20 protein-coding genes are annotated in these 21,178 nt (G+C 69.7%); 4 read left to right on the forward strand and 16 right to left on the reverse strand.

Annotation, left to right across the window (positions count from 1 at the left end; translation table 11 throughout):
- Positions 1–10: 10 nt before the first annotated feature.
- The 9 genes from N1028_RS01910 to N1028_RS01950 form a co-directional block, all read right to left on the reverse strand.
- A complete protein-coding gene (locus N1028_RS01910; RefSeq protein ID WP_259525072.1) occupies positions 11–766 on the reverse strand; it encodes an SDR family NAD(P)-dependent oxidoreductase in 756 nt (251 codons plus the stop codon).
- The gene (locus N1028_RS01915) at positions 763–1,773 is read right to left on the reverse strand and encodes an alpha/beta fold hydrolase (protein ID WP_259525073.1); all 1,011 of its coding nucleotides are present in this window, start codon (positions 1,771–1,773) and stop codon (positions 763–765) included. The genes N1028_RS01910 and N1028_RS01915 overlap by 4 nt, the downstream gene beginning before the upstream one ends.
- Positions 1,770–2,867, reverse strand: a complete 1,098-nt coding sequence (locus N1028_RS01920) for an ABC transporter permease (protein WP_259525074.1) — start codon at positions 2,865–2,867, stop codon at positions 1,770–1,772. Before N1028_RS01920 ends, N1028_RS01915 begins: the two co-directional genes overlap by 4 nt.
- A gap of 31 nt (positions 2,868–2,898) precedes the next feature.
- Positions 2,899–4,413, reverse strand: coding sequence for a sugar ABC transporter ATP-binding protein (locus N1028_RS01925; RefSeq protein ID WP_259525075.1), 1,515 nt, complete (start codon positions 4,411–4,413; stop codon positions 2,899–2,901).
- Between the two features lie 6 nt (positions 4,414–4,419).
- Positions 4,420–5,580, reverse strand: a complete 1,161-nt coding sequence (locus N1028_RS01930; protein WP_259525076.1) for a sugar ABC transporter substrate-binding protein — start codon at positions 5,578–5,580, stop codon at positions 4,420–4,422.
- A gap of 55 nt (positions 5,581–5,635) precedes the next feature.
- The gene (locus tag N1028_RS01935; protein WP_259525077.1) at positions 5,636–6,529 is read right to left on the reverse strand and encodes a hydroxyquinol 1,2-dioxygenase; all 894 of its coding nucleotides are present in this window, start codon (positions 6,527–6,529) and stop codon (positions 5,636–5,638) included.
- On the reverse strand, positions 6,526–7,593 hold the full coding sequence (locus N1028_RS01940) for a maleylacetate reductase (protein ID WP_259525078.1): 1,068 nt from the start codon (positions 7,591–7,593) through the stop codon (positions 6,526–6,528). The genes N1028_RS01935 and N1028_RS01940 overlap by 4 nt, the downstream gene beginning before the upstream one ends.
- Positions 7,586–8,689 carry an LLM class flavin-dependent oxidoreductase gene (locus N1028_RS01945; protein WP_259525079.1) on the reverse strand — a complete coding sequence of 368 codons (1,104 nt, stop codon included), beginning with the start codon at positions 8,687–8,689 and terminating at the stop codon, positions 7,586–7,588. Before N1028_RS01945 ends, N1028_RS01940 begins: the two co-directional genes overlap by 8 nt.
- A gap of 74 nt (positions 8,690–8,763) precedes the next feature.
- Entirely contained in the window at positions 8,764–9,789 is a 1,026-nt protein-coding gene (locus N1028_RS01950; RefSeq protein ID WP_259525080.1) for an AraC family transcriptional regulator, read from the reverse strand.
- A 190-nt stretch (positions 9,790–9,979) separates the two neighbouring features.
- Here N1028_RS01950 and N1028_RS01955 point away from each other — a divergent pair, with 190 nt between their 5' ends.
- Genes N1028_RS01955 through N1028_RS01970 form a run of 4 tightly spaced genes read left to right on the forward strand, consistent with a single transcriptional unit; the run spans position 9,980 to position 12,445 of the window.
- The gene (locus N1028_RS01955; RefSeq protein ID WP_259525081.1) at positions 9,980–10,543 is read left to right on the forward strand and encodes a flavin reductase family protein; all 564 of its coding nucleotides are present in this window, start codon (positions 9,980–9,982) and stop codon (positions 10,541–10,543) included.
- Positions 10,540–11,274 (forward strand): SDR family NAD(P)-dependent oxidoreductase, encoded by a 735-nt coding sequence (locus N1028_RS01960; RefSeq protein ID WP_259525082.1) that lies wholly within the window; start codon positions 10,540–10,542, stop codon positions 11,272–11,274. Before N1028_RS01955 ends, N1028_RS01960 begins: the two co-directional genes overlap by 4 nt.
- A gap of 32 nt (positions 11,275–11,306) precedes the next feature.
- Positions 11,307–12,122: a shikimate dehydrogenase family protein gene (locus N1028_RS01965; RefSeq protein WP_259525083.1), complete on the forward strand. Its 816-nt coding sequence runs from the start codon at positions 11,307–11,309 to the stop codon at positions 12,120–12,122.
- A gap of 8 nt (positions 12,123–12,130) precedes the next feature.
- Positions 12,131–12,445: an NIPSNAP family protein gene (locus N1028_RS01970; RefSeq protein ID WP_259525084.1), complete on the forward strand. Its 315-nt coding sequence runs from the start codon at positions 12,131–12,133 to the stop codon at positions 12,443–12,445.
- An 11-nt stretch (positions 12,446–12,456) separates the two neighbouring features.
- Here N1028_RS01970 and N1028_RS01975 read toward each other — a convergent pair whose 3' ends face one another.
- Genes N1028_RS01975 through N1028_RS02005 form a run of 7 tightly spaced genes read right to left on the reverse strand, consistent with a single transcriptional unit; the run spans position 12,457 to position 21,169 of the window.
- Positions 12,457–13,914, reverse strand: coding sequence for a rhamnulokinase (locus tag N1028_RS01975; protein ID WP_259525085.1), 1,458 nt, complete (start codon positions 13,912–13,914; stop codon positions 12,457–12,459).
- Complete coding sequence (locus N1028_RS01980) at positions 13,914–15,950, reverse strand: bifunctional aldolase/short-chain dehydrogenase (RefSeq protein ID WP_259525086.1); 2,037 nt, start codon at positions 15,948–15,950, stop codon at positions 13,914–13,916. The genes N1028_RS01975 and N1028_RS01980 overlap by 1 nt, the downstream gene beginning before the upstream one ends.
- Before the next feature lie 24 nt (positions 15,951–15,974).
- Positions 15,975–17,141 carry an L-rhamnose isomerase gene (rhaI, locus tag N1028_RS01985; protein WP_259525087.1) on the reverse strand — a complete coding sequence of 389 codons (1,167 nt, stop codon included), beginning with the start codon at positions 17,139–17,141 and terminating at the stop codon, positions 15,975–15,977.
- Positions 17,135–18,640 carry an FGGY-family carbohydrate kinase gene (locus N1028_RS01990; RefSeq protein WP_259525088.1) on the reverse strand — a complete coding sequence of 502 codons (1,506 nt, stop codon included), beginning with the start codon at positions 18,638–18,640 and terminating at the stop codon, positions 17,135–17,137. Before N1028_RS01990 ends, rhaI begins: the two co-directional genes overlap by 7 nt.
- Positions 18,637–19,329, reverse strand: a complete 693-nt coding sequence (locus N1028_RS01995) for an HAD family hydrolase (protein WP_259525089.1) — start codon at positions 19,327–19,329, stop codon at positions 18,637–18,639. The genes N1028_RS01990 and N1028_RS01995 overlap by 4 nt, the downstream gene beginning before the upstream one ends.
- Positions 19,329–20,120, reverse strand: a complete 792-nt coding sequence (locus N1028_RS02000) for a class II aldolase/adducin family protein (RefSeq protein ID WP_259525090.1) — start codon at positions 20,118–20,120, stop codon at positions 19,329–19,331. The genes N1028_RS01995 and N1028_RS02000 overlap by 1 nt, the downstream gene beginning before the upstream one ends.
- Positions 20,117–21,169, reverse strand: a complete 1,053-nt coding sequence (locus N1028_RS02005; protein WP_259525091.1) for a LacI family DNA-binding transcriptional regulator — start codon at positions 21,167–21,169, stop codon at positions 20,117–20,119. Before N1028_RS02005 ends, N1028_RS02000 begins: the two co-directional genes overlap by 4 nt.
- Positions 21,170–21,178 lie beyond the last annotated feature (9 nt).

Below are 21,178 nucleotides of genomic sequence, written 5' to 3' on the forward strand. Positions count from 1 at the left end.
CTCGGCGACCTCACGGGTACCAGTCACCGTCGACGGTCAAGCCGCCATCGGCGCAGAGGATCTGGCCCGTCACGAAGGAGGCCGCGGGTGAGGCGAGGAAGGCGAGGCACTCGGTGATCTCACGGGCATCCGCGAAGCGCCGCATCGGGGTGCGCACGACGATCGGGTCGAGGTCGAGTTGCCCCGACGCCACCAGACCGTCCGTCATCGCCGACCTCACATATCCCGGAGCCACCGCGTTCACTCTGATCCCCTGTCCAGCCCACTCCACGGCCAACGTGCGGGTGAGTCCCTCGATGCCGGCCTTGGCCGCTCCGTAACTGGCCCTCCCCGGCATGCCGACCGCCGCGGCCACGGATGACACGTTCACGATCGAGGCTCGGTCGCTCGCGAGGAGATGGGGGTAAGCGGCCCGGCACACCCGCATGGTTCCGTTGAGGTGGATGTCGATCATGGTCATCCACTCGTCGTCGGAGACCTGCGACGACGGCGCCGGCCTCGCGATCCCGGCACAGTTCACGACCGCGTCGATGCGACCATCACTGCCGTGTGCCGCGCGGTCGACCGCGGCGGTCACACCGTCGACGTCACGGACGTCGACTACGTGGCCCGAGGCGTCCGCTCCCAGGAACGCCACCGCCTCGTCGACCGCAGCCTGTCGGAGATCGAGCACCGCGACCTTTCCGCCGCGCTCGATCCAGTGTCGGCCGAAGTCCCTGCCGATGCCCGACGCGCCTCCGCTGACCACTGCCAGCGGCGGCCTCATGAGGCGCTCCACTGCGTGTCGCGGGCTACGGCTCGGACGATCCAGTCCAAGACGGGCACGAGGGCCTCGGCGGAGTTCGCCTCGAAGATGAGCCCGTGTCCGTTCCCCCGCACGCCGTGATCGCCAAGATCGACGACCTCCGCGGCGGCACCGAGTTCTCTCAGGAATTCGGCCGTCGCCGGCGCCCATTCGACGAACTGCGACGCCGAGCCGACGACGACGGCGATGGGAAGACCCTCGAAGGCGCGCAGCCTCGGAACGGCCTCGCGGAAACGAGCGCTCGTGATCGACGCCTCCGCGTCGAGTGGCTCGTAGGTGAGCCCCCAGGTCAACTCTCCGAGACCCCCCACATCGGCGAACGGCGGGCCGAACGGCTCGATCGCCACGATAGCCCGCACCAGGCCCGGCCGTCTGGCCGCCGCGAACCACCCCGCGGGCGCTCCCGCGGAGTGGGTGACGAGCACGGCAGGCCCGATCACGTCGAGCAGTCGGGCGACGCGGTCCCCATCCAGCGCCTGACTCGCTGCGAGGTCGGACGCCAAGGCCCCGGACGATGCCATGTACTGGTCGAACACAGGATCTCCGACCACCGGCTCACCGACCCATTGCGTCTGGGACGCCTCACCCCGTGCGAAAAGTCGCTGCGCGAACTCATAGCTGAACGGCGGTCGCGTCGACCCGAGCACGTCGGGGTGCCGAGGGGATCGCCCGTGACCGGGCCGATCGAGGTTGTACGCGGCGTACCCGGCGTCGACGACGTGGTCGAACCAGCCTGGTCGGCCATCCGGAGTGCCTTTGAAGTCCGTGCCCTGGCCGCCGCCGCCGTGCACGAACACGATCGGCAGGGAGTGGGCCGGATGCTCGTGCGCCTCCCATTCCACGTAGGCGGAACCCTTCTGCACGGTCCCCGCCGGCGTCTGCACGATGTCGCCGGGAACGAAGAAGAATCCTTTCCTCGATGTCGTCGTGGGGCGGTCCTCGAGATGCGGTGGGCGGTGGCCGGTCATCGCCCGGCCCTCCCGACCGCAGCGGCCCTTCGGCTCGTGACCCGCCGGATCGCTCCCGCCCGCCTGCCCGTGCGCTCCCAGCGTGAGAGCCCGACGGCCAGAAGCAGGGCCACTCCGTTGAACAGCGCGTTGATCCACGACGGAGCACCCACCAGTTGCAGTCCCTTGATGCCCGCTGCCAGCACGTAGACCGCGAGCACCGTGCCCCACACGTTGAATCTGCCGCCCCTGAACTGGGTCGAGCCCAGGAACACCGCCGTGAGCGCAGGCAGGAGCAACGACGGCCCGACCGTGGGGTCTCCCGTGTTGATGCGCGAGGTGAGGAGCACACCGGCGAGTGCGGCGACGACGCCACCCGCCACCAACGAACCGATCTGCATCCGGGCGATGTTCACCCCGGCCAGTCGTGCCCCGTCGGGATTGAACCCGGTGGCGTACATACGACGCCCGACGGGTGTGCGCTCGAGCACGTACCAGCTGACGATCGCGACTGCGAAGAGAATATAGACAGGCAGAGTGACGCCGAGGAGCGATGTCGTCGCCAGCTCATTGAGGCCCTGACCCAGGTCGAGGATCTGTTGACTCCCCGACACCCAGGCGACGCCCGCGAGCAGGATCGAACTCATCCCGAGCGTCGCGATGAAGGAATCGATCTTCACCTTCGTGATCAGCAACCCCGAGACCAAGCCGATCAGCGCACCCGCGAGCAAAGCCAGAGGAACCGAGACGGTCACCGGCAGATCGGCTCTGGCGAGCAACCACGCGGTCAGGATGCCGGCGAAGGCCACCTCGGCACCCACCGCGAGGTTGAACGAACCGGTCACGAGCGGGATGAGCGCCGCGATCGCCGCAAGGGCCGTGACGGATTGCGCATCGAGCAACGTGCGCCAGACCCCGGCCGTGAGAAAGGTCTGAGGTGTCCAGATCGCGAAGACGACGAAGATCGCGATGAAGATGTAGATCGCGCTGATGTTGCGGAACGACAGCAATCTCGCCACCACGGCCCCGCGTGACGCCGTCGCGGGGCCGGGCGCACCCGGATCGCCGATCGGATGCCGATCGGGTGTGGTCTCGGGGTCTCTCGTCGTGGTCATGGGTCTCCTGATGGAAATCGGATGCTGAGGGTCAGATGGACGGATGCGGGACGGCTTGTTCGTCGACAAGGCCGTAGCCTTCGAGCACCAGACGGCGCTCGGTGAGCTCGTCGCCCGAGAGCTCGGCGGCGACGCGGCCCTCCCGGAGCACAAGCACCCGGTCGCACAGGCGCACCAGCTCCTTGGCGTCCGATGAGCAGACGAGAACCGCAGCACCCGCGGCGCTCGCTCCGTCGACCGCAGCGTAGATCGCCGCCTTGGCTCCGATGTCGACACCTTGGGTCGGTTCTTCGAGCAGCAGCACGCTCGGAGTGTTGCGCAGCCACTTGGCCATCACGATCTTCTGCTGATTGCCGCCGCTGAACAGCCCGAAGCGCTGCTCGGTGCGGGCCGGCTTCACATCGAACACCGCGGCGAGCCTCGCTGCCTCGGCTCGCTCCCGCCGGATGCTGATGGCTCCCATGCGCGACCGATGCGCCCCGAGGCGCGGGAGCGTGATGTTCTCGCGAGCGTTCAGCTGGGGCACCGAGCCGAACCGGGCACGGTCGCCGGCGACGAAGGCCAACCCGTTGCGGATGCTCGCCGCCGCGGAGCGCCGTTCGTACGGACGACCGTGGAGGAGGTACTCCGCGCTCGTGCCGCCGTCGGCGCCGAAGACGAGCGACGGCACCTCCTCCCGGCCCGAGCCCAGCACACCTGCCACGCCGACCGTCTCCCCCGGGCGGAGGTCGAGGTCGAGACCATCGACCACGGCCCCGCGCAGGCCTCGGATGCGGAGCACCGCATCGGCACCCCGCTCCCGCCGCACGTGCTCGCGCTGCTCGCTGAGCGCTGAGCCCGTGACGAGTTCGACCAGCCGGCCGTGGTCGAGATCCTGGGCCCGCTCGTCGGCCACTTTCACACCGTCACGCAGAACGACCACGCGGTCGGCGAGATCGAGCACCTCGTCGAGCCGGTGCGAGATGAAGATGACGCCCGCCCCGTCGCCGGCGACGCTGCGCACAGCGGAGAAGAGGATGTCGACCTCGTTCTTGTGCAGTGCCTCGGTGGGCTCGTCGAGAACGAGCACGTTGTGCGGGCCCGCCCAGCCCTCGAGAGCACGGGCGATGGCAACTATCGCGCGCTGGGCCGGCGTGAGCTCGGAGACCTTGGCGTGCACGTCGAACTGCTGACCGAATCGCGAGAGCAGTGAGCGGGCGCGCCGCGTCTCCCCCTTCGTGCGCAGCGGGGCTAGCGCACCCGACGACGCCTGGACCAGGTTGAGGTTCTCCACAGCCGACAGCGCGGGAACCAGTCCGAGGTCTTGATGGATGAAGTGGAGCTCGGCCGTCTGCCCGGCCATGGTCTCGAGTGCGACCGTGCCGGCATCCTGCTGGTAGATGCCGGCCAGCACTTTGACGAGTGTCGACTTGCCCGAGCCGTTGTGCCCGACCACCGCCACGACCTCGCCGCTCCGCACGTCGAGCGAGACCCCGTCCAAGGCCATCAGGCCGGGGAACGCCTTCACGATCCCCTCGACCCGGAGGAGGAGTTGACGCGTCTGCATCCGCTGCTACTCGCCGGTCCAGAGCTTGGTGAACTGCTCCTTGTAGTCGGGGATGGCCTCGTAACCGAGCTGCGGGTCGCTCACCGGCGAGTCCTCGGTCACGAGCCCCTGCAGAACCGGTGCGACGATCTCGCCGCTCGGGAACTCGACCGGCTGGCCGGCCAGCTCGCGGGCGGCCTGGTCCATGAGCGTCCACACGAAGAGGTTGACGTCGAGCCCGAGTGCCGCATCCTGCTGTCCGTCGGCGATGGCCTGATAGTTCGCGGCGATAGGCGAGTTGCCGATGCCCTTCACGTCGAGGCCGGAGAGCTGCAGCTTCTGGTGCAGCCCGACCTGCACCTCGTCGAGGGTGGAGATGAAGTAGTCGGTGTCGGGATTGGCCTGGAGGTCGCTGACCACGGCGTCGGCCGCCGTGCTCCCGAGCGCGGTGATGGGGATCTGGACGACCCGCACCGTGCACTCCGCGCAGAGCGACTCGAGCTGCTTCTGCGCGCCCTCGAGGATGACACCGCTGAAAGCGAGTTCCGGAACGGTGTAGAGCACGAAGCTGTCGGCTTCGCCGTTCGTGCGCACGACTGCGGCAGAGGCGAGCGCTGCGCCCGTCGCCTCGAGCTCGTCGTTGCCGTTGACGATGGTGTCGATGCCGAACTTCTCGGCATCGACGATCGACGCATTGATGACCGGGATGCCCGCGCCCTGCAGCTGATCGAGCTGCGACTGGAAGAGGGTCGGGTCGAGGCCGATGTTGATGACCGCCGACGGGTCGCCCTCCACGACGGAGTTGAGCGCAGTGTTGATGCTCTGGGCGTCCTGACCGGCCTGCACGCGGGTCATCTCCACGTCGAGCACGGCTCCGGCCTCCTGCAACCCCGCCCAGAAGGCTTCGGAGATGGGTGTTCCGACGTCGATCACGGTGATCGAGGTTCCGGCCGGCGGCAGCGCGGCGAGCGGTTCGGAGATGAGCACGTCGTTCGGATGCTCCGTGTAGGGCTGCAGATAGGCGGTCGCGGCGGCGAGGTCGGCGACCTGCTCGCCTGACGCCGTGGTCGCACTCGGTCCGCCGGAGGAGCAGCCCGCCAGGGCGACGGCGGTGGTTGCGAGGAGGGTGAACGACAGGAGGGCGGAGCGGGGGCTGCGCGATGTGGACGAGCGGTCATGTGTGGACAAGGGGAACCTCTTTTTCATCTGGACGTCGTTGTCTTCTGAGTGGAGCGGGTGATGGTCAGGCTGCTGCGTCACCCCCTGGGGCGAGCACGATGTCGAAGCGGGTGCGGCTCCATGAGGCGCCGAGCTCGCGACCGTCCGGCGTGGGCGCGCCGGGCACCTGACGATCGAAGTCCATCACCAGCGAGTCCTTCACCCCGAACACCGAATCGCTCGCGAGCAGCTCGTCGCCGCGCACGAAGATGTGGGTGATCAGTGTGCGGAAGCCAGGGGCGGTGACCATGAAGTGCAGGTGGGATGCGCGCATCGGTGAGCGGTCGACCGCAGTCAGCAGCGCCCCCACCGGGCCGTCGTCGGGAATGGGATAGGGGGTCGGGGTCAACCCCCAGAATCGGTAGTCGCCGTTGCCGTCGGTGAAGAAGTGGGCCCGGCCCGCGACCCGGTCGTCGCCGTACTGCACGTCGTACAGTCCCTCCGAGTCGGCCTCCCACACCTCGACCCGGGCTCCGGGAACCGGGATGCCTGCGAGGTCGGTGACCCGACCCTCGACCCAGCACGGCTCGCCCGGCGCTCCCCCGCCGATGTCGCCCCCCAGGGGGATGAGTGGGGCGTCGTCGACGAAGAACGGGCCGAAGACCGTCGACTCCGTCGCGTCGCCGTCGGCCTCGTTGTTGACCGAGACCGTCATCATCGACACTCCCAGCACGTCTGAGAGCAGCACGAACTCCTGCCTGCGGTCATCCGTGATGTGGCCGACTGCTGTCAGGAACGCGATCGCTGCATCCCACTCCGCCTCGGTCAACCGGACTTCCCGCACGAAGGCGTGCGAGTGGCGCACCAGGGCCTGCATGATCTCCCGGGTGCGGGCATCGGGAGCAGTGTCGAACGATCTCTCGACCGTCTCGGTGAGCTGCGCCTCGCGGCGGCTCTGTTCGTCGGACACGGTCGTCACGGCTCTTCCAACTCCCTGGGTGGGATGCCCGCCCAGGCGGCCTCGAGCAGTCTCGTCAGGGTGTCGAGCGTCACTCGGCGCGGGTTCGAGGAGGGGATCGTCGGCAGGATCGACATGGCGGCCGCCGGGATGTCGTCGGCCCGCATCCCGCAGTCGCGGAGCGTACGGGGCGCCTCCGTGAGCGTGAGCAGCTCGTCCACCGCCGCGAGGGCATCGGGATGCCCGAGCGCGGCGGTGATGCGCCGCCGGGATTCCGGTGCTGCCGCGAGGTTGTAGGCGAGCACGTACGGCAGCACGGTCGCGTGCGTCGCCGAATGCGGCAGGTCGAAAGCACCCCCCAGTGCGTGACAGATCTTGTGGTGCATCCCGGAACCGGCCGACGCGAAGGCCACGCCCGCCAGGTAGGCACCGTATTGGAGTGCCTGGAGCCCCTCGACATCGCCGGGCCGGTCCGTCACCCGTCGCAAACCGCCACTAATCGACCGGATGGCCTCCTCCGCCAGGAGGGCTGCGACAGGATCGGCGTCCGGCGCCCAGAAGCTGTCCACACAATGCGCCAGCGCATTGAAAGCCGAGGCCGTGGCGGTCTTCACCGGCAGTCCGACGACGAGTTCGCTGTCGTAGATCACGGCGGATGGCAGCACCCGGTCGTCGACGCCGGTGGTCTTGCGGTTCGACTCGGTCGTTCCCCACACGTTCGTGGCCTCGGACCCGGCGAAGGTGGTCGGCACGGCGATGATGGGCAGCGCAGTTGTCAGTGCCACCGCTTTGGCCAACCCGATCGCCGAACCGCCGCCGATGGCTACGAGGCAATCGGCCCCCACCTCAGCGGCGGCACCGCGCGCTCTGACTGCGGTGCCGACAGGGACGTGCTCGACGACCTCGGTCCAGCTCACGACGGCGTCACTGCCCCCGACCAGCCGCGAGACGACAGCCGGCCGGCCGCTGATGACGAACAACCGATGCGCATCCAGCCGGCCCGTCTCGCGCCTGAGAGCGGCGGCGGCCGTGCCGTGGCCGAACGACACCCGTTGTCCCAGGGTCCGGTGGGTGATCTCAGGCATGCGCGGCGACACCTGCGCGTTCGTCGCTGTTCCGAGCGCTGCGTGCGCGGAGCACGGGCATGACCTCGGTGGCGAACAGCACGGTCTCCTCTCGGGAGAACGTCTCGACGAGGATGCGGCGCGCCCCCGACTCGTCGATCGTCTCCTGCAACGAGTCGATGATCTCCTCGGGAGTCCCACCGACCGCCAGCGCCGGTCGGCCCTTCGAGCCTTTGTCGATCTGGAACTCGCCGTCGGTCTCGGGCACGGCCCGCCGGCCGTCAGCGGTGTAGAGCGAGATGAAGCGACCGAAGTTGCTCGCAAGGTTCGAGAGACGTTGCTCGGCCTGCGCGGAGTCCTCCCCGATGGCGACGAAGCGTTCGATCATCATGTTCTCGCCCGAGCGCTCGAAACCGTGCGCCGATGCCGACTCGAGGTAGGCGTCGAGCGCCTCTCGATGATCGGCATTGCTGCCGAAGTTGCGCATGATGTTCCAGCCGTGGCGGCCTGCGAGCTGCATGGTCTCACGGCTCGCGCCGCCCAGCCAGATCGGAAGCGTCGGCTGCAGGGAGCGGGTCGCGATGGTGGTGGGGCGCTCGACCGTGAAGAATTCGCCGTCGAAGGTGACGTCGCGTCCGGTCAGCATCCGGTTCAGCAGGTCGAGGGATTCCGACCAGGCGCGTCGGGACGAGTCCTGGTCCATCTCACGGACGCCGGCGAGAAGAGCCTCGCCGGGCACGCCGCGGCCGAGGCCGAGTTCGAAACGCCCTCCGCTCAGCAGGTCGAGCAGTCCCGCCTCCTCGGCCACCCTGACCGGGTGGTAAAGCGGCAAGACGGTCACGGCCGTACCCAGCCGGATGGTCGACGTCTTCATCGCGGCGGCGGCGATGAGCAGGTGCGGCGAAGGACAGGTCATCTGCGGCGCGTGGTGTTCAGTCACCGTCAGACCGTCGAAGCCGAGATCTTCGGCCAGCACGGCGAATTCGATGAAGTCGTCCACCTGGCGCTTCTGCCACGCAGGATCGTGGACGTCGTACTCGTGCTCGGGCGAGTGCAGTCCCACACCGTACTGGTGCACGAACTTCACGGCCTCGGCAGGAAAGGCTTCATTGCTCATGCCGTCACGCTAGGAGCGTGCAGGGAGCCGCCTCATCCGACGAGCGTCAGTTCCATCCGATTCGCGTCACGGGTTCAGTCGAAGGGCGATGCCCGGCCCCGGTTGCGCAGACCCTTGAGCGTCTGGGACGGGGTCTCGCCGTAGAGCTCCTGGTACGAGGCGGCGAATCTCGGGAGATGGACGAAGCCCTGGCCGTAGGCGATCTCCGCGACCGTCCGGCCCGCGCCGGCCACGAGCTCTGTGCGGGCCCGGGCCAATCGCACGCGCTCCACGTAGACGCGCGGCGAGACGCCGAGGTGAACCTGGAAGTCCCTCTGCAACGAGCGGGGCGCGATGCCGGCAGCCTCTGCGAGGCGATCGAGGCCGAGCTCCTCGTGCGACGCCTCGTCGATCAGCTGGGTCACCCTCCGGAGCCGCGCCGGGATGCGTCTGGCGGATTCGCCTCGGGCGAGCTGCTCGGTGTAGTTGTGCGGCTGGGCGAGAAGCAATCCCGAGGTCAGGAAATCCGACCAGGCTGCGGCACCGCTCTCACCGGAGCTCAGCCCGTCGGGCAGCTCGAGATCGCGCACGAGCAGCCCGAGCGTGTTCACCCACGACCGCACGGCGGGACGTTCGAGATCCATCCGCATCGAGAAGGTGAGCGGCTCGACGATGCGACGGCCGAGCATCCGCTCGAGCTGGGCCTCGAGGGCGAAGCGCTCGATCCGCAGGTGAAGCTGCGCGTATTCGTCACTCAGGTGCATCGCGGCGCGCATCGAGGGCGACAGGATCGCCGCGGCCCGATGGTCGAGCGTGACCTGCTGGTCGCCGGATGAGACGTGGTTCCACCCCGAGACGGCGAGATTGATGTCGTAGTAGTCGACCTCGGCGGTGAAACGCGTGTCGATCTCGGTGCCGAAGTGCTGGGCGTAGACCAGCGAGAGCGGACCGAGCTCGGCCACCGCGACGCTCGCCGTGTAGTCGAGGCTCTCGGCCAGCGGGGTCGAGCGATGCGGCGTCAGCGCCCGGGTCATCACCGAACGGACACTGTCACCGTCGGCTCGATGCAGGACGAAGAATCGTTCGGGCAGCACGGGCACGAGAGCGTCGTCCGATGTCATCGCGCGCCTCCTGTTCCGCCGGCCCGCGGTGACACCGCAGTCCCGAGCCTCCATGATGCACTACAAACCCGCGGCGCGATCCGGATGCGTTCAGGCGCGAATCGGATGACGTGCGGTCGCGGCACCGCATAGGTTCGCCCTGCCTCCGCGCCATGGAGTGCTGAGGTCAGTGCCGACAGGAGCCCAGATGATGCCTGAATCACCCCGTGCAGGGGCCACCGCCCCGGAGGCCGCAGCAGAAGATGCCACCAAGCTCTCACCTGAAGCGTTCCGGATGGCCTTCCGCAATCACCCTGCCGGTGTCGCCGTGATCACGTCAGACGATGGAACCGGCCCGGTGGCGATGACCGCGACCTCGGTCATCTCGGTAAGTGCGACACCGCCGTTGATCGTCTTCTCTGCCTCCGCGATGTCCTCCAGCACACCGACCCTGCGGCGGTCGTCATCGGTGGTCGTGCACCTGCTCACCGCCGACGAGCTTCCTCTCGCGCAGCGTGCCGCGACGAGCGGCATCGACCGCTTCGCGGGGATCGCGTGGCATCAACTCTCCACCGGAGAGCCCGTGTTCACCGAGGCGTCGATGTGGTTGCGCTGCCGGATCGTCGACCGGATCGACGCAGGCATGGCGACCGTCTTCGTCGCCGAGGCGCTGCAGGTGCACTCGGCGGGCGAGGAGGCGGCGGACCGCCAGCCCCTGGTCTATCAGAACCGCACGTGGCACCGCCTGAACGCCGCGTCGGCGGTCCTCCTGTGAGCCCCAAGACCATCCTCGTCACCGGTGCGGCCGGTGCCATCGGGAGAGCCTCGGTGGGCGAGCTCGCGCGCCGCGGATTCGGCATCGTCGTGGCCGACCTGAACCTGGAGGCCTGCCGCGCGGTAGCTCGGCACATCACCTCCGGGGGTGGCATTGCCCGCGCGGTGGAACTCGATGTGACGGATGCGGACAGCATCGACGCGGCCGTGGCGGCGACGGTCGAGCTGGGCGAATTCAACGGAGTCGTCAACTGCGCCGGCGTGGTGCATCTCGGCGGTATCGCCGATGTCTCGCACGAGATCTGGACGAGGGTGACCTCCATCAACCTGACCGGGACCTTCGCCGTGTGCCGCGCCGCCGTCCCCCATCTTGCGGCCCCTGGCGGGACCATCGTCAATGTCGCATCGACGTCGGGTCGCACCGCCTCGACCCTCACCTCGCCGGCTTATGTCGCCTCGAAAGCGGGGGTGATCGGCCTCACGATGACGTTGGCCAAGGAGCTCGCCCCGCGGGGAATCCGAGTGAATGCTGTCGCCCCCGGCATCATCGACACCGCGATGGTCGATTCCCTCGGCGCAGATCGACAGGACGACCTCATCGAGGGCATCCCCTTCGGCCGCAAGGGGACCGCGAAGGAGGTGGCCTCGACGATCGCCTTCCTCGCGACCGGGGACAGCTCGTACGTGACCGGCCAGACGATCGCCGTCAACGGCGGCACGTTCATCAGTTGACGACGACGATGCTCCAGAGAAATCGGTGACCCATGATCGACGGAAACACGAGAACGGTCCTGGTGGCGGCCGACCCGGTCGCCCACCTGCGCACGCCCCAGGCCCTGAATGAGATCTGGGAAGCGGAGGGGCGCGATCTGATCACCGTGCCTGCTCAGGTGACTCCTCACCACCTCGCCGACTTCGTGGCGGGGATGCGTGCGAACGCCAGCGTCTGCGGCGCCGTCATCACCGTTCCGCACAAGCAGAGCATCGCTGCGCTGTGCGACGACCTCCTGCCTCAGGCGACGATCGTGGGTGCGGTCAACGTGGTCCGACGAGAGTCGGACGGAACCCTCGTCGGTGAGACCTTCGACGGACTGGGTTTCGTGCACGGGCTGAGGAGTGCCGGGATCGACCCGACCGGGATGCGCGTGGTCATCCTCGGGGCCGGGGGTGCGGCCAGCGCGGTCGCCGTCGCGCTGCTCGAAGCGGGCGTCCGACGCCTCGACGTGCACAACCGCACCGCGTCGAGAGCGATCGACCTCGCCGACCGGCTGAGGGGCGAGCATCCGGACCGCGACGTCGGCACCGGCCTGGGTCACCTGGCCGATGCCGATCTGGTGGTCAACGCGACGTCGTCCGGCTTGAACGCTGCGGATCGATCCCCGCTTCCCGGCGCAGCGTTCCCCGCCGCCGCCATAGCGGCCGACGTCGTGATCAGCGATCGACCGACCCCCTTCCTCGCCGCCGCGGCCGGACGGGGTCTTCGCCTGCACGGTGGCCATCACATGCTCGTCGGCCAGATCCGCTTGATCGCCGACTTCCTCACCGGGATCCCGGTGCACGCAGAGAAGGGGACGAAGTGATCGTCGATATGCGCACCTACACGATCAAGCCTGGCCGCACCGAAGAACTGATCAGGCTGTTCACCGACCACGGCCTACCGCTGTACCAGAAGTACTGCGGCTCCCTGGTCGGGTACTACACGTCGGAGAGCGGAACGCTGAATCAGGTCGTCCATCTGTGGGCCTACCGCGATGTGCTGGATCGCGAGGTCCGTCGGGCGCGTCTGGCCGAGGACCCGCTCTGGCGGGTCTACCTCGATCAGAGCCTCCCGCTCGTCGAGCACCAGGAGAGCCGCATCCTCCGACCGACCTCGTTCTCTCCGACCATCGAGCTCGCCGAATGACCGCAACACTCTCAGCGCGGTGTCGGAGAGTAGCGCGTGGGCGGGAAGACCCGCGCCACGAGCGCGCGCAGTGACTCCAGACTCGAGTCCGCGGGCACGAGTCCCTGCGCCCGCGCCTGGATCAGCACGTTGCCGACGGCCGTGGCCTCCACGGGCCCCGCCAGCACCGGCAGGCCCGTGCGGTCCGCGGTGAGCTGGCACAGCAGCGCGTTCTGCGAGCCCCCACCCACCACGTGCACGACCCTCACCGGATGGCCCGAGAGCTCCGCGGCCAGGCGGATGGCGTGCGAATACGCCTCGGCGAGGCTCTCGAGGATGACCCGGGTCAGTTCGGCCCGGCTGCGCGGAGCGTCGAGACCTCGCGAGGTGAACCAGGCCGAGATGCGCGCCGGCATGTCGCCCGGGGGGATGAACTCGGGGTCTCCGGCGTCGAACACCGCCGCGGGAGCGGGCGCCTCTGCGGCCGCCGCGAGCAGAGCAGGGAGCGAGATGGTCTCGCCCGACTCCTTCTCCCAGTGCCGCACCGACTCGCTCAGCAGCCACAGGCCCGAGACGTTCTGCAGGAAGCGGATCCGCCCGTCGACCCCGCTCTCGTTGGTGAAGTTCGCGGCGCGGCTGGCATCGGTGATCACCGGTTGCTCGAGCTCCACACCCACGAGCGACCAGGTGCCGCTCGAGATGTAGGCGAACTCCGGCTCGGTGGCCGGCACTGCGACGACCGCCGAGGCGGTGTCGTGCGAGCCGATGGCGGTCACGGGCAGGGCTGACGGGGCCCCGAGCTCGGCCACGACGGCCGGCAGCAGGGTCCCCACGATCGTTCCCGGTTCGGCCAGGGGCGGCAGGATGCGGGGCGGGATGCCGAGCCGCTCGGCCAGAGCGGTGTCCCACCGGCCGGTGCGCGCATCCAGCAGCCCCGTGGTGGAGGCGTTGGTGTGTTCTGCGCGCCGGGCGCCCGTGAGCCAGAACGCGAGCAGGTCGGGGATGAGCAGCATGCTGTCGGCACGGTCGAGCCAGCCGCCCTCGCGCTCGGCGGCGAGCTGGTAGAGCGTGTTGATGGGGAGGAACTGCAGCCCGTTCACGCCGTAGAGCTCCTCGAACCCGGTGACGGCGTGCACGGCGTCGATCCCGCGGGAGGTGCGCTCGTCGCGGTAGTGGAATGGCGTGCCCAGCATGCGGTCGCCCGCGACGAGGGCGTAGTCGACCGCCCAGGAGTCGATGCCGATGCTGCTGAGGTCCGGCTCGTCGTGCAGCGCCTGCCCGAGACCGGCGAGCACGTTGCGGTAGAGCTCGAGGATGTTCCAGTGCAATCCGTCGATCGTCCGCACCGGATGGTTCGGGAACCTCGCCACGGGCTCCAGCCGCAGCTCGTCGCGCCCGACATAGCCGAGCATCACCCGCCCACTCGTCGCCCCCAGGTCGACGGCGGCCACCGCCCCGCCCGTGCTCGTCAGCGCCCCGCCCGCGTTCATCAGCGGAGGAAGGCTGCGGCGACGCCGGCGTCGACGGGGATGTGCAGCCCGGTCGTATGGGTGAGGTCGCCGCCCGTGAGCACCGCGACCGCGTTGGCCACGTGCGAGGGCAGCACCTCGCGCTTCAGCAGTGTCCGCTTCGCGTAGTAGGCCCCGAGCTCCTCCTCCGGCACACCGTAGACCGCGGCCCGCTTCGCGCCCCACCCGCCCGCGAAGATCCCGGATCCGCGCACCACGCCGTCGGGGTTGATGCCGTTGACCTTGATGCCGTGCTCCCCCAGCTCGGCTGCGAGCAGCCGCACCTGGTGCGACTGGTCGGCCTTGGTGGCCGAGTAGGCGATGTTGTTGGGGCCGGCGAACACCGAGTTCTTCGACGAGATGTAGATGATGTCGCCGCCGAGCTCCTGCTCCACCATCACCCGCGCCGCCGCCTTCGACACCAGGAACGAGCCCTTCGCCATGACGTTGTGCTGCAGATCCCAATCGGCCGTCGTGGTGTCCAGCAGCGGCTTCGAGATCGAGAGGCCGGCGTTGTTGACCACGAGGTCGAGGCCGCCGAAGGCCAGCACGGCCGCGTCGACGGCCTTCTGCACCTCAGCCTCGACCGTGACATCGGCCTTCACACCGATGGCCACGTCGGTCGAGCCGAGCTCGGCCGCCGCATCCTGCGCCTTGGCGAGGTCGAGGTCGGCGATCACCACGCAGGCTCCTTCGGCGGCGAGCCGGGTGGCGATGGCCTTGCCGATCCCGGATGCCGCACCGGTCACCAGCGCGATGCGCGTCGCGTGCGATTTCGGCTGGGGCAGGCGCTGCAGCTTCGCCTCTTCGAGCGCCCAGTACTCGATGCGGAACTTCTCCGCCTCGTCGATCGGCGCGTAGGTCGACAGGGCCTCGGCACCGCGCATCACGTTGATGGCGTTGATGTAGAACTCCCCCGCGACCCGCGCGGTCTGCTTGTTGGCGCCGTAGCTGAACATGCCGACCCCTGGGATGAGCACGATCGCCGGATCGGCCCCGCGCAGCGCCGGCGAGTCGGGCGAGGCGTTGCGCTCGTAGTAGGCCCGGTAGTCCTCGCGGTAGGCCGCGTGCAGCTCCTTCAGGCGGGCGATCGACTCCTCCACGGAGGCATCGGCCGGGAGGTCGAGCACGAGGGGCTTCACCTTCGTGCGCAGGAAGTGGTCCGGGCAGCTCGTGCCGAGCGCCGCCAGCCGCGGGTGCTCGCTCGAGGCGAGGAAGTCGAGCACCACGTCGGCATCGGTGAACGATCCCACCTGCGCGCGGTCGGTCGAGGCGAGACCCCGGATGGCTGGTGCCAGCGCGGCCGCCTTCGCACGGCGCTCGCTCTCGTCGAGGGCGGCGAAGCCCTCGAGTGCCGGCCCGAACGGCTCCGGCCGGCCGTGCTCCTCGATGTAGGCAGCGGCGGTGTCGATGATCCAGAGCGAGTTGGCCTCGGCCTCGTCGCTCGTGTCGCCCCACGCGGTGATGCCGTGCCCGCCGAGGATGCAGCCCACCGCATCCGGGTTCGACCGCTTGATCCGGGCGATGTCGAGCCCGAGCTGGAAGCCCGGTCGGCGCCACGGCACCCACACCACCTTGTCGCCGAAGATCGTCTGCGTGAGGGCCTCGCCGTCGACAGCCGTGGCGATGGCGATGCCCGAGTCGGGGTGCAGGTGGTCGACGTGCGCGGCATCGACGAGGCCGTGCATGGCGGTGTCGATCGAGGGCGCGGCCCCGCCCTTCCCGAAGAGGGTGTGGTCGAACGCGGCCACCATCTCGTCTTCGCGGTCGATGCCCGGGTAGACGTTCTGCAGCGCCCGCAGCCGGTCGACGCGGAGCACCGCCAGTCCCCCTTCGGTGAGAGTCCCGAGGTCACCGCCCGAGCCCTTCACCCACATCAGCTCGACGGGCTCGCCCGTGACCGGGTCGGTCTCGTGCCCCTTCGCGGAGGTGTTCCCCCCGGCGTAGTTCGTGTTCTTGGGGTCGGAGCCGAGGCGGTTCGACCGCGCGATCAGGTCGGCAGCAGCAGGATTGGTCATGGTCTCGTCTCTCGTCATCGGTCTCTACGCGCCCCAGCCGGCCTGCACGCCGCCGGCGCGCTCGGCCACGATGCGCTCCTGGTAGCCGGAGGCCTTGAAGGCGGCTATGGGGTCGGCCGGGAGGCCCCGCGACTCGCGCCAGGCGGCCAGGTGCGGGCGCACGTCGGTGTAGAACGCATCCATCAGGATGCCGTTGGCCCCGAGCACGTCGTTGTCGTTCTGGGCGGCCAGCAGGGCATCCCGGTCGACGAGCAGCGCCCGCGCCGTCATCTCCTGCACGTTGAGCACCGAGCGCAGCTGACCGACGATCTTGTCCTCGATGTTGTGGCACTGGTCGAGCATGAAGGCCACGGGCGAGCCCACGTCGTAGCCGCCGCCGCGCACCACCTCGAACAGGATGCGGAACAGCTGGAACGGATCGGCCGATCCCACGATGAGGTCGTCGTCGGCGTAGAAACGGGAGTTGAAGTCGAACGAGCCGAGCTTCCCGAGCCGCAGCAGCTGAGCCACGATGAACTCGATGTTCGTGCCCGGCGCGTGGTGGCCGGTGTCGAGGCAGGTGAGGGCCTTCGGGCCGAGGGCGCTGACGTGGGCGTAGCTCGTTCCCCAGTCGGGCACATCGGTGTGGTAGAACGCGGGCTCGAAGAACTTGTACTCCAGCACGAGCCGCTGGTCGTCGCCGAGACCGTCGTAGATCTCCTGCAACGACTCATGCAGCCGGTCCTGGCGCGAGCGGATGTCACCCTGACCGGGATAGTTCGTGCCGTCGGCGAGCCAGATCTTGAGGTCCTGCGACCCCGTGCGGTGCATCACGTCGATGCACTCGAGGTGGTGGTCGACCGCTTTCCGGCGCGTGGCCGGGTCGCTCGAGGTGAGCGAGCCGAACTTGTAGGCGTCGTCCTGGAAGGTGTTGGAGTTCACCGTGCCGAGCTCCACGCCGAGGTCGTTCGCGTAGGAGCGGAGCGCTGCGTAGTCGTCGACGGCGTCCCAGGGGATGTGGATCGCGACCTTCGGAGCGAGTCCGGTGTAGCGGTTCACCTGGGCCGCGTCTGCGATCTTCTCCTCGGGCGTGCGGGGCGTGCCCGGCGTGCCGAACACCTTGAAGCGCGTGCCGGAGTTGCCGAAGGCCCAGGAGGGCAGTTCGATGGCCTGCCGCTCGAGGTCGGCTGCGATGTCGTTGAACGTCACCATGATGAGGGGCCTTTCGGTTCGGAGGTCGTGGAGAGGAGTCGGGGGGAGGTGCGTTCCGAGGTGCGCTCGTCGAGCGCAGCGAGGAAGACGCGGTAGCGCGCCTCCAGGGGCTCGGTCAGCACCGGGTCGGGGTCGATCGTGTGCCGACGTCCGGCGAACCGCTCGGCCGCCTCGGCGAGCGGCTCGCCGCTCCAGGCCGATGCGGCGAGCGCGGCCGCACCCCGAGCGCTGCCGGCGCCCTCGGCGACGACGACGGGCCGGCCGAGGGCGGAGGCGCGGAGGAGGTTCCACAGGCCGCTGGCCGAGGCGCCGCCGGCCAGGTGGTGCCGCTGCTGCTCCACGCCGAGGGCAGCGAGCCGCTCGAGTCCGAAGCGCTCGACGAAGGCGACGCCCTCGTAGACGGCCCGCACGCGCGCTGCGACGGAGTCGGGGCGGGAGCCCGGGCCGGTCGATCCATCGAAGGGCACAGCGAACCCTTCGAAGGAGTGGTCGGCGACCGGGAAGCGCTCCCCCGGTCCGGCCAGGGGGTAGGACACGGAGGACGCCGGGCCGGTGTCGGCGACGGCGGTGGTCCCGGAGACGGGTTCGAAGCCCGCGGTCGCACCGTGGCGCAGCACACCGGCACCCGTGTTGGAGGCCCCACCCGGCCAGAACAGTCCGTCGGGGGCTACGTGGGAGTAGACGCCCGCGACGTCGTCGACGACATCGACCGACGAGACGGCCTTGAGCACGAGCGTGGTGCCGAGCACCCCCACGGTGTCGCCGAGCGAGACGGCTCCCGTGGCGATCTGGCCGGTGGAGCCGTCGGTCATTCCCGAGACGATCAGCACCCCGTGAGGAAGGCCGAGAAGGGCGGTGACCGGCGCCTGAACCTCGCCGATCACGCGGCCGGGCGCCACCAGCTCGGGCAGGCACTCCACCGGAAGGCCGAGGAGGGCCAGCGCGCGCTCGTCCCACCGGCCCGCCACCGGGTCGATGCCGCTCTTCAGTGCGTGCGAGGTGTCCGAGGGCAGCGGCCGCCCGGCCAGCGCGGCGACCACCAGGTCGGGTGTGAAGACGTACCGGGTCGACGAGGCGGCGTGCGATGCGGCCGCGTGCATCCAGGCCGCGCGAGCCAGTGCGGCGCGGGGCCGCTTGTCGAAGCCTTCATCCGCCAGCAGGTCGAGGAGCTCGGCGCCCCGGGGGTCGTCGTAGAGCACGGCGTCACCGACGGGCGAACCCGCGGGGTCGACCGGCACGACGGTGCCCGAGGTGCCGGTGACCGCGAGGGCCCGCACCTCACGGGCCCGCTCGCCGAGGTCGGCGACCACCGCGGCCACGAGATCGAGGGCCACCCGTCCGTGCACGGCCGGCTGCTCGCGCCGTCCGGCTGCTCGTGCGGCTGCGCCGACGACGGTCAGCGGCTGCCGCCGTTCCGCGAGCGGGGCACCCGTCTCCGCGTCGACCGCCTGCACGCGGGCCTCTGCGGTGGCCAGATCGATGCCCAGCACGATGCTCACGCGCGCGCCTCCATCAGCGAGAACAACTCGGGTGCGAGGCCGTCGAGCGTCGGCACGGCGAGGTCGGGCTCGCTCAGCTGCTCGGGCGTGGGCGACGGCGCCGCCTCTCCGCGGAGCAGCCACACCGTGGCGAGTCCGAGCGCCGCAGCCGGCCGCACATCGGTGTCGAGCCGGTTGCCGATGTGCACCGCCCCCGAGGCCTCCACGCCCGCCTGCTCGAGGCACCACCGGAACAGCTCGGGAGAGGGCTTCTCGAACCCCACGATCGCCGACACTCCCCACACGTCGATGAAGGGGGCGACCCCGTCGCGCTCGAGCGCCCGCACCACGCGCTCCTCCTGGTTGGCGAGCACGCCCACGCGCACCCGGCACTCGAGCGAACGCAGGAACGGCAGCACGTCGGGGTACAGGGTGCCGGCGGGGTGCACCCAGTGCTCCCTCGTGCGCTCGTGCAACTCGGCCCGGCGTGCGCGGTCGCCCAGGAACTCCCCGGCCAGCGCCGATCGCAGGGATCCGCCCTGCGCCGCGCGCACCTCGTCGTAGAGCAGGCGGAAGGTCGCGCGATCCGCCGCTCCCCGGCCGTCGGCGGCACGCAGCTCGTCGAGCGCCGTGAGCACGGCGGCGACGTAGTTCTCGTCGTCGTAGATCGGCCCTCCGACGTCGAGGAACACGGCCTGCAGCATGCCCATCAGGTCGTGCCCGCCAGGTTGCGGCGCCGCTCGATCATGTCGGTGCGCTCGAAGTAGTGCGACACGGTGTCGCCGCCGAGCCCCTGCACGCCCCCGGCTGAGAGGGCGTCGATCCTCACCCGGGCGCCCTTCACCGTCATGAGGGTGATGGCCTCGGCTGCTCGCGCACTGTCGGCGATCGCCAGCATGCCGTGGTTGCCGAGCAGCACCGCCGACGGCAGCGCCCCGCGCTCGTCGGCGTAGCTCCGCAGGCGCGCGAGGAAGAGCCTTCCGAGGTCTATGCCCGGAGCGGCATACGGCACGAACAGCGGCGTGCCGATCACGATGGCCTCGTCCGAGTAGACCCACTCGTCGAATGCCGTCGCCGCGTGCACGCTCGCCAGCAGGCCCACGACGGGAGTCGGATGCGTGTGCGCCACGAAGGCGGCCGGCTGCTCCGACAGTCCGGCCTGCACGGACTGCACGGCGGCGTGCACGAGGGTCTCGATCGAGCCGCGACGACGTGCGCCGTCGTGCACACCGGCATCCAGGAGCGCCGTCAGATCCTCCTGGTCGGCACGCTCGTCCTCCATCACGGCGATGAGCGGTTCGATCTCGGTGACGACGAAGTCGGCACGGGTGGTCTCGGAGAGGTAGGCGCCCGAGGCCTTCACCGCGATGCGCCCGTCACCGAGCAGTTCGGAGGTGTTGCCCTCGGCCAGGATCACCAGGTCCTTGGCGGGATCCCCGAGTGAGCGGGAGAGCGCGATGAGCTCGTCGCTGACGAGGTCGGGGTGCCAGGTGGTGGTCATCTGCTGCCTCCAGGGGCGACGTCGTGGGCGGAGACCGCGAGGTCGTCGCGGGGTGCACCGGAGCTCGAGCGCACCACGAGCTCCGGTTCGAGCAGCTCGTGGCGGTGCACGTGGGTCTCGCCGCGGTCGATCTCGTCGAGCAGCATCCGCACCGCGCGCCGGCCGAGCTCGGCGCGGGGCTGCCGGACGGTCGTGAGCGGCACCATGGCCGTCGCCGCCCAGGTGAGGTCGTCGAACCCCACCACCGAGACATCGTCGGGCACCCGGATGCCGTGCTCGGCGAACGCGATCAGCAGCCCCATGGCGATGAGGTCGTTGATGCACATCACGGCGGTGGGCAGATCGTCGCGAGGTCGTGCGGCGAGGGCGGCGCCGGCCTCCCTTCCGTCGTCGATGCGCCAGGAGAGCGTGGCGAGTCGTTCGGGCCGGCTGCCGACCGCAGCGAGCGCTGTGGCGAAGCCCTCGAACCGGTGGTCGGCCTGGGTGGTGCCGCCGAAGCTGCCCACGAAGGCGACCCGTCGGTGGCCGAGGCCCAGGAGGTGCCGGCCGGCGAGGCCGCCCCCCGCCAGATCGTCGGTCCTCACCCAGCAGCCCTCGGAACCGTCCGAGACCCGGTCGACGTAGACCAGCGGGATGCCGCGACCGTCGAGCCTGTCGGCCTGCGCCTGCTCCTCGTGCACAGGGGCGATCATGATGCCGTGCACGCGCTGCTGCACGAGCACGTCGAGATTGTGCTGCTCCCGCGTCGCGTCCTCGCCGTTGTGGATGACGACGACCCCCACTCCGAGCTCCTTCGCCTCGGCCTCGGCACCGAGTGCCACGTCGACGAAGAACGGGTTCGCGAGATCCGCGACCGCGAGCCCCAGGGTGCGTCCGCGGCCGGTGCGGAACTTCCGCGCCTCCTGCGTGGGGGTGAAGCCGAGATCAGCGATGGAGGCGAGCACGCGCTCGCGGGTCACCGCGGCGACGTAGCCCGGCCGGTTGAGCACGTTGCTCACGGTGCCCGCCGAGACACCGGCGTGCCGCGCGACATCCTTGATGGTCGCCATCGATCTCAC

The sequence above is a fragment of the Herbiconiux oxytropis genome (assembly GCF_024979315.1).
In the GTDB taxonomy this organism is placed as follows: Bacteria; Actinomycetota; Actinomycetes; order Actinomycetales; family Microbacteriaceae; genus Herbiconiux; species Herbiconiux oxytropis.

Coding starts and splice junctions, on each gene's coding strand:
- N1028_RS01910 (WP_259525072.1), bottom strand. CDS start 766: ATGAGGCCGCCGCTGGCAGTGGTCAGCGGAGGCGCGTCGGGCATCGGC.
- N1028_RS01915 (WP_259525073.1), bottom strand. CDS start 1,773: ATGACCGGCCACCGCCCACCGCATCTCGAGGACCGCCCCACGACGACA.
- N1028_RS01920 (WP_259525074.1), bottom strand. CDS start 2,867: ATGACCACGACGAGAGACCCCGAGACCACACCCGATCGGCATCCGATC.
- N1028_RS01925 (WP_259525075.1), bottom strand. CDS start 4,413: ATGCAGACGCGTCAACTCCTCCTCCGGGTCGAGGGGATCGTGAAGGCG.
- N1028_RS01940 (WP_259525078.1), bottom strand. CDS start 7,593: ATGCCTGAGATCACCCACCGGACCCTGGGACAACGGGTGTCGTTCGGC.
- N1028_RS01945 (WP_259525079.1), bottom strand. CDS start 8,689: ATGAGCAATGAAGCCTTTCCTGCCGAGGCCGTGAAGTTCGTGCACCAG.
- N1028_RS01950 (WP_259525080.1), bottom strand. CDS start 9,789: ATGACATCGGACGACGCTCTCGTGCCCGTGCTGCCCGAACGATTCTTC.
- N1028_RS01955 (WP_259525081.1), top strand. CDS start 9,980: ATGCCTGAATCACCCCGTGCAGGGGCCACCGCCCCGGAGGCCGCAGCA.
- N1028_RS01965 (WP_259525083.1), top strand. CDS start 11,307: ATGATCGACGGAAACACGAGAACGGTCCTGGTGGCGGCCGACCCGGTC.
- N1028_RS01970 (WP_259525084.1), top strand. CDS start 12,131: ATGCGCACCTACACGATCAAGCCTGGCCGCACCGAAGAACTGATCAGG.
- N1028_RS01975 (WP_259525085.1), bottom strand. CDS start 13,914: ATGAACGCGGGCGGGGCGCTGACGAGCACGGGCGGGGCGGTGGCCGCC.
- N1028_RS01980 (WP_259525086.1), bottom strand. CDS start 15,950: ATGACCAATCCTGCTGCTGCCGACCTGATCGCGCGGTCGAACCGCCTC.
- rhaI (WP_259525087.1), bottom strand. CDS start 17,141: ATGGTGACGTTCAACGACATCGCAGCCGACCTCGAGCGGCAGGCCATC.
- N1028_RS01995 (WP_259525089.1), bottom strand. CDS start 19,329: ATGGGCATGCTGCAGGCCGTGTTCCTCGACGTCGGAGGGCCGATCTAC.
- N1028_RS02000 (WP_259525090.1), bottom strand. CDS start 20,120: ATGACCACCACCTGGCACCCCGACCTCGTCAGCGACGAGCTCATCGCG.
- N1028_RS02005 (WP_259525091.1), bottom strand. CDS start 21,169: ATGGCGACCATCAAGGATGTCGCGCGGCACGCCGGTGTCTCGGCGGGC.